Source organism: Microbacterium sp. KHB019, from assembly GCF_037285405.1.
Lineage (GTDB): Bacteria > Actinomycetota > Actinomycetes > Actinomycetales > Microbacteriaceae > Microbacterium.
The window spans coordinates 965,525-973,902 of the sequence record NZ_JBBDHF010000002.1 but is presented as its reverse complement, the minus strand read 5'-3'; the positions used below and the strand labels follow the sequence as shown (position 1 = coordinate 973,902).

At 68.1% G+C, this 8,378-nt stretch carries 8 protein-coding genes and 1 pseudogene; 6 read left to right on the top strand and 3 right to left on the bottom strand.

The features are described from left to right. Both KHB019_RS11165 and KHB019_RS11160 read right to left on the bottom strand, forming a co-directional pair. Positions 1 to 280 (bottom strand): annotated as a pseudogene (locus tag KHB019_RS11165) (leucine zipper domain-containing protein); the annotation flags it as partial. Positions 281 to 540: 260 nt separating this feature from the next. Next, entirely contained in the window at positions 541 to 1,113 is a 573-nt protein-coding gene (locus tag KHB019_RS11160) for an NADPH-dependent FMN reductase (protein ID WP_230102587.1), read from the bottom strand. Between the two features lie 177 nt (positions 1,114 to 1,290). Between KHB019_RS11160 and KHB019_RS11155 the strand changes: the two genes are divergently transcribed. From KHB019_RS11155 to KHB019_RS11145, 3 genes are all read left to right on the top strand, one after another. After that, positions 1,291 to 2,187: an ABC transporter ATP-binding protein gene (locus KHB019_RS11155; RefSeq protein ID WP_230102586.1), complete on the top strand. Its 897-nt coding sequence runs from the start codon at positions 1,291 to 1,293 to the stop codon at positions 2,185 to 2,187. Further along, the gene (locus KHB019_RS11150; protein WP_337458985.1) at positions 2,184 to 3,284 is read left to right on the top strand and encodes an ABC transporter permease; all 1,101 of its coding nucleotides are present in this window, start codon (positions 2,184 to 2,186) and stop codon (positions 3,282 to 3,284) included. The genes KHB019_RS11155 and KHB019_RS11150 overlap by 4 nt, the downstream gene beginning before the upstream one ends. A gap of 114 nt (positions 3,285 to 3,398) precedes the next feature. Continuing rightward, the gene (locus tag KHB019_RS11145; protein ID WP_230102584.1) at positions 3,399 to 3,986 is read left to right on the top strand and encodes a nitroreductase family protein; all 588 of its coding nucleotides are present in this window, start codon (positions 3,399 to 3,401) and stop codon (positions 3,984 to 3,986) included. Between the two features lie 3 nt (positions 3,987 to 3,989). Here the strand turns inward: KHB019_RS11145 and KHB019_RS11140 are convergent, their stop codons facing one another. Continuing rightward, entirely contained in the window at positions 3,990 to 4,589 is a 600-nt protein-coding gene (locus tag KHB019_RS11140) for a TetR/AcrR family transcriptional regulator (protein ID WP_337458984.1), read from the bottom strand. A 129-nt stretch (positions 4,590 to 4,718) separates the two neighbouring features. Here KHB019_RS11140 and KHB019_RS11135 point away from each other — a divergent pair, with 129 nt between their 5' ends. From KHB019_RS11135 to paaZ, 3 genes are read left to right on the top strand one after another with little or no spacing between them, the layout of a single operon-like run. Then, positions 4,719 to 5,462 carry an enoyl-CoA hydratase/isomerase family protein gene (locus KHB019_RS11135; protein WP_337458983.1) on the top strand — a complete coding sequence of 248 codons (744 nt, stop codon included), beginning with the start codon at positions 4,719 to 4,721 and terminating at the stop codon, positions 5,460 to 5,462. Next, positions 5,459 to 6,313, top strand: a complete 855-nt coding sequence (locus tag KHB019_RS11130) for a 3-hydroxyacyl-CoA dehydrogenase family protein (protein ID WP_337458982.1) — start codon at positions 5,459 to 5,461, stop codon at positions 6,311 to 6,313. The genes KHB019_RS11135 and KHB019_RS11130 overlap by 4 nt, the downstream gene beginning before the upstream one ends. After that, positions 6,310 to 8,373 carry a phenylacetic acid degradation bifunctional protein PaaZ gene (paaZ, locus tag KHB019_RS11125; RefSeq protein ID WP_337458981.1) on the top strand — a complete coding sequence of 688 codons (2,064 nt, stop codon included), beginning with the start codon at positions 6,310 to 6,312 and terminating at the stop codon, positions 8,371 to 8,373. The genes KHB019_RS11130 and paaZ overlap by 4 nt, the downstream gene beginning before the upstream one ends. The last annotated feature ends 5 nt before the right edge of the window (positions 8,374 to 8,378 follow it).

Here is an 8,378-nt window from a genome sequence, read left to right as displayed (position 1 = left end):
GGCGATCTGTGCCGGGCCGAGCCTGCGTCGCCACCGTGCTTTCACGATCCGTTTGACCAGCTCAGGAGGCGTCTTGGTAGGCATCGAACGCGGCCGGCTGGACCTGTCGATCATCCCCGCAGCCCCCCTCGGCGCGAAACCTCGCCGCCCACTTGCGTGCCGTAAGCGGCGAGGTCATGAACATCTTCGCCGCGACAGTGGCAGACCAATGCTCTTCGACGATGAGCTTTGCCAGCCGCAAACGAGCGCGCGGGGTCAGAGCAGCGTTAGCGTGGGACACGAAGGCCTCCTGTGTTGTGTGAGCGGTTTCTAGACAGCTCCACTCTCGCAACCGGAGGCCTTCACCCCTCAGCAATCACGAGCGATTCACACAACAACGTCCCTGGACATCACACCTAGCGACCCGCACCCTGGTTAAGCCGGGGCAAGCCCCGTCCTGACGCCGAGCCCCCGTCTTAGCACCGAGCCCCCGTCTTATCGACGCGTCCAAGACGGGGTGTCGGCGACAAGACGGGGGCTCGGCGAAGGGAGGGGGGATGCTTACGCGTTCACCAGCTCTGCGGAGTGCTGCACGCGCGAGATGAGGCCGTTGAACGCCTCGAGGTAACCCATCAGGAAGCCGGCGGTGCTCTCGTCGGTGACCTGGCCGTCCTCGGTGAACAGGCCGGGGCGGTCCTGGATGAAGCCCTCGGGCTGGCCCATGGTGATCGCGCTGAAGTGACCGAGGATGGCGCGCAGGTGCTGCTGGGCGGCAGCCGTTGCGACGCCGGAGCCCGAGGTGCCGATGACGGCGACCGGCTTGCCGAAGAAGGACATCTCGCCGTACGGGCGGGTCGACCAGTCCAGAGCGTTCTTCAGGACGCCGGGGATGGAGCGGCTGTACTCGGGGGTGACGATGATGACGCCGTCGACGTCGGCGATGGCCTTCTTGAAGTCGAGGGCGACCTGCGGGAAGTCACCGTCGAAGTCGGGCGAGTAGAAGGGCAGGTCCTTGATCGAGATCTCGACGAGCTCGGTGCCCTCAGGTGCGAGGTTCGCCAGCACGCGCGCCAGGCGGCGGTTGATGGAGGTGCTGGAGATGCTGCCGACGATGTATCCGATGGTGCGGGTCACAGGGAGTTCCTTCTGTTCGGGCTCGGGGCGAGCCGGGTACGTTCTGCAGGGTCAACGACGCCTCAGCGAACTATATTCCAATGAATGTAAGAGAACGCTGTGTCCGCCCGATGACGGACGGTCGATATCCGCCCCAGGGGGGATGCCGCGACACCGGCCGCTCCGTAGCGTGAAAGCATGCCCTCAGGAACCCTGCAGCTGAACAGCGTCACCAAGAGCTACGGCTCTCGGCGCGTACTCGACGACATCTCATTCCCTGTGCACTCCGGCCAGCTCACCGGCTTCGTCGGCGGCAACGGCGCCGGCAAGACCACGACCATGCGCATCATCCTCGGACTGCTCGCCTCGGACGGCGGCACCGTCACCCTCGGCGGCGAGCAGCTCACCGGCGACATCCGTCGACAGTTCGGTTACATGCCCGAAGAACGCGGCCTGTACCCGAAGATGAAAGTGCTCGAGCAGGTCGTGTACTTCGCGCGGCTGCACGGGTTCTCCAAAGCGGATGCGACGGCCAAGGCCACAGCGCTCCTCACCGAGCTCGGACTCGAGGAGCGGCTGAACGACAACATCGAATCACTCTCGCTCGGCAATCAGCAGCGGGCGCAGATCGCGGCATCCCTCGTCCACGAACCGGAGGTGCTCATCCTCGACGAGCCGTTCTCCGGCCTGGATCCGATCGCGGTCGAGACCGTCGCCGGCGTGCTGCAGGAGCGCGCTTCGCGCGGAGTCTCGGTTCTCTTCTCATCGCATCAGCTCGATGTCGTCGAGCGCCTCTGCGACGATCTCGTCATCATCGCCGGCGGCACGATCCGCGCCGCCGGCCCTCGCGATCAGCTGCGTGAGCAGTACTCCGCACCGCGGTGGGAGCTCAGCGGAAGCGGCGACGTCGGATGGCTGCGCGACGAGGCGGGCGTGACGGTCGTCGACTTCGAGGGCGGCAGCGCCGTGTTCGACGTCGACGACCCCGCCACGGCACAGCGGGTCCTCCGGCGGGCGCTGCAGGACGGCGACGTCAGCAAGTTCGGTCCGCAGCATCCCACCCTCGCCCAGATCTTCAAGGAGGTCATCCAGTGAACGCCTCTCCCGTTCCCACCGCCGTCTCCACAGGGCAGGGCGTCTGGCTCGTCGCCGAGCGCGAGCTGAGCACCAAGCTGCGCAGCAAGGCGTATCTGATCTCCACGGCGATCCTGCTGCTCATCGCGCTGGGCGGCGTGATCTGGGCCGGCATCTCGTCGGCGAACCCCAGCTCGACGCCGATCGCGGCGACGGCGGCCACGGCATCCGCCCTCGAGGACATGGGCGGATACGACGTGACCGAGGTCGAAGGCCGCGACGAGGCCACGGCGCTCGTCGAGTCCGGCGATATCGATGCGGCGGTCATCGATGACCCGTCCTCGGCCACGGGGCTCGTGATCATCGCCGACAAGGAGGCTCCGCAGAGTCTGCTGATGGCGCTGTCGGCTTCGCCGGAGGTCGAGCTGCTCAACCCGGATTCCGCGAGCGGACCGTTCCGCTACATCCTGGGCATCGCGTTCGGACTCGTGTTCATGATGGCCGCGATGATGTTCGGAACCCCGATCGCGACCAGCGTCGTCGAGGAGAAGCAGACGCGCGTCATCGAGATCCTGCTCTCGAGCATCCCGGCGCGCGTGCTGCTGGCCGGCAAGGTCCTCGGCAACACGATCCTCGCCATCTCGCAGATCCTGCTGCTCGTGGCGGTGGGAACGGTGGGACTGATCGTCACAGGTCAGACCGAGATCCTCGCCGGTCTCGGCGGACCGGTGATCTGGTTCGCGGTGTTCTTCCTGTTCGGGTTCATCCTGCTCGCGGCGATGTTCGCCGCCGCAGGGTCGATGGTCTCGCGGCAGGAGGACGTCGGCGCGACCATGACCCCGGTGATGTACCTGACGATGATCCCGTACTTCCTGGTCATCTTCTTCGGCGACAACCCCGTCGTGATGACCGTGCTCTCGTACGTGCCCTTCTCAGCACCGGTCGGGATGCCGATCCGGCTGTTCTTCAACGAGGCCGAGTGGTGGGAGCCGCTGGCGTCGCTGGCGATCATGCTCGTCGCGTGCGTCGTCGTGATCCTGCTCGGCGCGAAGATCTACGAGAACTCGCTGCTGAAGATGGGCGCGCGGGTGAAGTTCCGGGAGGCGCTGCGCGGCTGAGGCCGCGCATCCTGTCACGGAGCGACACGGGAATATGCGCATGCATGCGACCGTTCTATCCTGAGTCACGCGGACGACGGGGTCTGAGCAGAGATCAGACCCCGAAAGGCCCCCATGAGCACTCCGACCCTCGAGCGTGCGGCTTCGACCTCCGTTCCGCTTCTCGACGTCCTCTCCACGCGCTGGAGTCCGCGCGCCTTCGACCCGTCGACTCCGATCGACGAGGACAAGCTCGCCGCGGCTCTCGAGGCAGCACGATGGGCGCCGTCCGCCAGCAACACCCAGCCGTGGCGCTTCATCGTCGCCCGACGGGGCACCGACCTGCACGCCGCGATCGATGCCGCCCTGATGGGCTTCAACCGCGAGTGGGCGGGCGACGCGCAGGTGCTGATCGCCGCATTCGCCGAGGAATCGGATGCCGACGGCAACCCGCGCCCGTGGGCGCAGTACGACCTGGGTCAGGCTGTGGCACACCTGTCGGTCCAGGCCCATGCGGACGGTCTGTTCGTGCACCAGATGGGTGGGATCGAGCGCGACGCGCTGCGCGCGCTGCCCGGTGTTTCAGACCGGTTCGCCCCGATCTCCGTGATCGCACTCGGCGAGATCGGCGACGCGTCTGCGCTTTCGGAGAAGCTGCAGCAGCGCGAGGTCGCTCCCCGCGTCCGCCGCCCGCTGGCCGAGACCGTCATCGCCTCGGCGTAGGCGTCAGTGCTTGGCGAGCCCGTTCAGGGCGACGGCCAGCACGTCGCGCGCGAGCTCCTGCGCTCCTTCACCGCCGCTCGGCCGGTACCACTCGACGATCGAGTTGACCATGCCGAACAGCAGGCGCGTGGCGACCGACGGATCAATGTCGCTGCGCACGGTCCCTTCGGCCTGAGCGGCCCTGACCAGCGCCGTCACCGTGCGGTCGAACGCGCGTCGGCGCTCGAGGGCAGCCCGTTCTACGTCGCTGTTGCCCCGCACTCGCAGCAGAAGGGTGACGTAGGCGAGCTTGTCGACGAGCACGAGCACCGCGCCGCGCAGCACGTGCTCCAACCGATCGCGCGCCGAGCCGTCGCCGACACCGCTCAGGACTCCTTCGAGCCCGCCGAGCGCCTCGTCCAGCGCGACCTCGAGCACCTCCTCCTTGGAGGCGAAGTGGTGGTACAGGGCCGACTTCGACAGCCCGAGGCGCGATGCGAGCGATGCCACAGAGGTCGCGTCGTACCCCTGCTCGATGAACACCTGCGCGGCGATCTCGAGGATCTGCTCGCGGTCGTAGCCTGGGCGTCCTCGCCGGGCGGGCGTCTGGTCGGGGTCTGACATCGGTTCCAGTCTGGCAGGTTCGCGTGTGCGAGTTCCGGTGATTGCCGGGTTGCGGCATCCTTGCGATAATCTATTACTGAACGAGCGTTCAGAAAATATCACGATCCGACGATGCTGTCAGGAGGAACGATGGACGATGCGCTACTCCTCGTCGATCGCCATCCCGATCGCGTCATCGCGCAGCTGAATCGCCCCGACAAGCGCAACGCGATCGATCGCGAGATGATCGACGCCCTGCATCTGCTGTGCGCCGAGCTCGAAGTCGAGCCGCGCACCCTGATCCTCACCGGCAGCGGCGACGACTTCGCCGCAGGCGCCGACATCGCGCAGCTGCGTGCCCGCAGGGCGGAGGACGCGCATCGCGGCATCAACGCGATGGCCTTCATCCGAATTCACGAACTGCCCATGCCGGTGATCGCGGCGCTCGACGGTTACGCCCTCGGCGGCGGAGCCGAGCTCGCGTACGCCGCCGACATCCGCATCGCGACGCCTCGCCTGAAGATCGGCAATCCGGAGCCGAATCTCGGCATCATGGCCGCGGCCGGTGCGACCTGGCGGCTGCGCGAGATCGTCGGTGACGGTCTCGCGTCGGAGATGCTGTTGACCGGGCGGACGGTCACCGCCGATGATGCGCTGGCCGTCGGGCTGGTGTCGGGCATCCATGCCCCTGGCGACCTTCTCTCTGCGGCGCACGCCATCGCCGATCGCATCGCGGCGGCGGATCCGCTCGCGATCCGGCACACGAAGACGGCGCTGCGCGCACCGCGGGACGCGCACCCGGCCATCGACGGGGATCTGCAGGCCGAGCTGTTCGAGAGCCCGGAGAAGATGCGCCGCATGACGGAGTTCCTCGAGCGGAAGGGGCGCCGGTGAAGGTCGGGGTTCTCGGAGGCGGCCGGATGGGCGCCGGCATCGCACACGCGTTCCTGCTCGCCGGCTGCGAGGTCGTGGTCGTCGAACGCGACGACGAGGCTGCGGATGCCGCGGGTCAGCGCATCCGCGACAGCATCAGGCGGTCGGTGGAGCGCGGGGCGACGGGGCTCGGCGCCGACGAGCTGGCCTCCGCCGTGCACGTCGGCTGTGACATCGCGGACTTCGCAGGCAGCGAGCTGGTCGTCGAGGCTGTTCCGGAGGACCGGAGGCTCAAGGTCGATGCTCTCCTGCGAATCGAGGGCGCCGCCCCGGATGCCGCGATCGCGACGAACACGTCATCGATCTCGATCGACTCGCTTGCGTCAGCGGTGGCCCGACCATCGCAGGTGCTGGGTCTGCACTTCTTCAATCCCGTCCCGGCATCCGCCCTGGTGGAGATCGTCGAGGGCGCCGCGACCGCCCCCGCACTCGTCGAGCGTGCGCGCGGCTGGGTGGAACTCATCGGCAAGACCCCGATCGTCGTGCGCGATTCCCCGGGTCTCGCGTCGAGCAGACTCGGCGTCGCGCTCGCGCTGGAGGCGATCCGGATGCTCGAATCCGGCGTCGCGTCGGCGGAGGACATCGACCGCGCGATGGAGCTCGGGTACCGGCATCCGGTCGGCCCGCTGCGCACCACTGACATCGTCGGACTCGACGTGCGCCTCGGCATCGCCGAGGAACTGCAGACGACCCTCGGCGAACGCTTCGCCCCTCCAGCGCTGCTGCGGCAGCTCGTCTCGGAGGGAAAGCTCGGCCGCAAGAGCGGCGAAGGCTTCTACACCTGGCCGAACTCGACTCTGGAGAACTCATGACGTCAGTGACCACGACGGAGATGCCCGGCTCGACCGACGCCGGAACCACGATCCTGCCGAGCTATCTGCAGGATGCCTGGTGGACCCCCGACTCCCCCGCCGGCGACGCGACCGCCGTGCGCGATGCGTCGACCGGTCAGGTGGTCGCCCGCGTCAGCACGGAGGGGCTGGATCTCGCCGGCGCCCTCGAGCATGCCCGCACGGTGGGGCAGGCGTCGCTCGGCGAGCTGACATTCCACCAGCGCGCGCTGCTGCTGAAGCAGTTCGCCCTCGCCCTGACGGAGCGCAAGGATGAGCTGTACGCGCTCTCCGCGCTCACGGGCGCAACGAAAGCCGACTCGTGGGTCGATGTCGACGGCGGGATCGGCGTTCTGTTCGCGTACTCGGGCAAGGGACGCCGTGAGCTGCCGAACGCGCACGTGTACGTCGACGGCGCTGTCGAGCCGCTGTCGAAGGACGGCAGCTTCCTCGGTCGGCACATCTACACGCGCCTCCCGGGAGTCGCGGTGCAGATCAACGCGTTCAATTTCCCCGCGTGGGGGCCGTTGGAGAAGTTCGCGCCGGCGTTCCTGGCGGGCATGCCGTCGCTGATCAAGCCGGCCACCCCGACCGGGTACGTCACCGAGGCGATGGTGCGGATCCTCGTCGAGTCGGGCCTGCTGCCCGCCGGGTCGCTGCAGCTCGTGAGCGGCAGCGTGCCGACGCTGTTCGACGAACTGCGTCTGGGCGACGTCGTGGGTTTCACCGGCAGTGCATCCACGGCAGCATCGCTGCGCAACCGCACACCGTCCGGGGTGCGGTTCACGGCCGAGACCGATTCGATCAACGCTTCGGTGCTCGGACCCGACGCCGTCGCCGGCACACCGGAGTTCGACGCGTACGTCCGCCAGCTCGTCGTCGAGATGACGACGAAGGCCGGCCAGAAGTGCACCGCGATCCGTCGCGCGATCGTTCCGACCGGTCAGGCGGATGCTGTGGTCGACGCCGTGCGCACCCGCATCGAAGCCAAGACGGTCGTCGGGGATCCGCGTGACGAGGGCACCACGATGGGGCCGCTCGTCTCGCTCGAGCAGCGCGACGAAGTGCTGCGGCAGGTGCAGGCACTCGTCGAGGGCGGCGGGCGGATCGTGGTCGGATCGGTCGACGCGCCGGCGCGCGACGGCGCGTTCTTCGACCCCGTACTGCTGCGGTTCGACGACGCGGGCGCCGACGCCGTCCACACGGTGGAGGCGTTCGGCCCGGTGTCGTCGCTGATCACCTACGACACAGTGGCAGAGGCATCCGACATCGTCGCCCGCGGCGGCGGGTCGCTGGTGACGAGCATTGCGACGCACGACTCTGCTTTCGCGGCCGCCATCATGGCTGGGGTCGCCGCGTGGAACGGCCGCGTGCTCTTCCTGGATCGTGACGACGCCCGCTCCTCCACCGGTCACGGATCGCCGATGCCGGGGCTCGTGCACGGCGGGCCCGGCCGCGCCGGCGGCGGCGAGGAACTGGGCGGCATCCGTGCGGTGCTCCATCACATGCAGCGGACGGCCGTGCAGGGGTCGCCGGAGATGCTCACCGCGATCACCGGCGTGTGGCACGCGGGCGCGGCTGCGATCGACGACGGCACCCACCCGTTCCGGAAGTCGCTCGCACAGTTGCGCATCGGCGACCGGATCGCCTCGGCATCCCGCGAGGTCACGCTCGACGACATCGAGACGTTCGCCCATTTCACCGGCGACACGTTCTACGCGCACATGGACGAGGAGGCGGCAGCCGCGAACCCGTTCTTCCCCGGGCGCGTCGCGCACGGCTACCTGCTCGTCTCGTGGGCCGCTGGCCTGTTCGTCGACCCGGAGCCTGGACCCGTGCTCGCCAACTATGGTCTGGAGAACCTGCGCTTCATCACTCCGGTGTCGCCGGGTGACAGCATCCGCGTCGAGCTGACCGCCAAGCAGATCACGCCCCGTGAGACCGACGAGTACGGCGAGGTGCGGTGGGATGCCGTGATCCGCAATCAGAACGACGAGACCGTTGCGACCTACGACGTGCTGACGCTGGTTGCGAAGGAGTAGCCGGC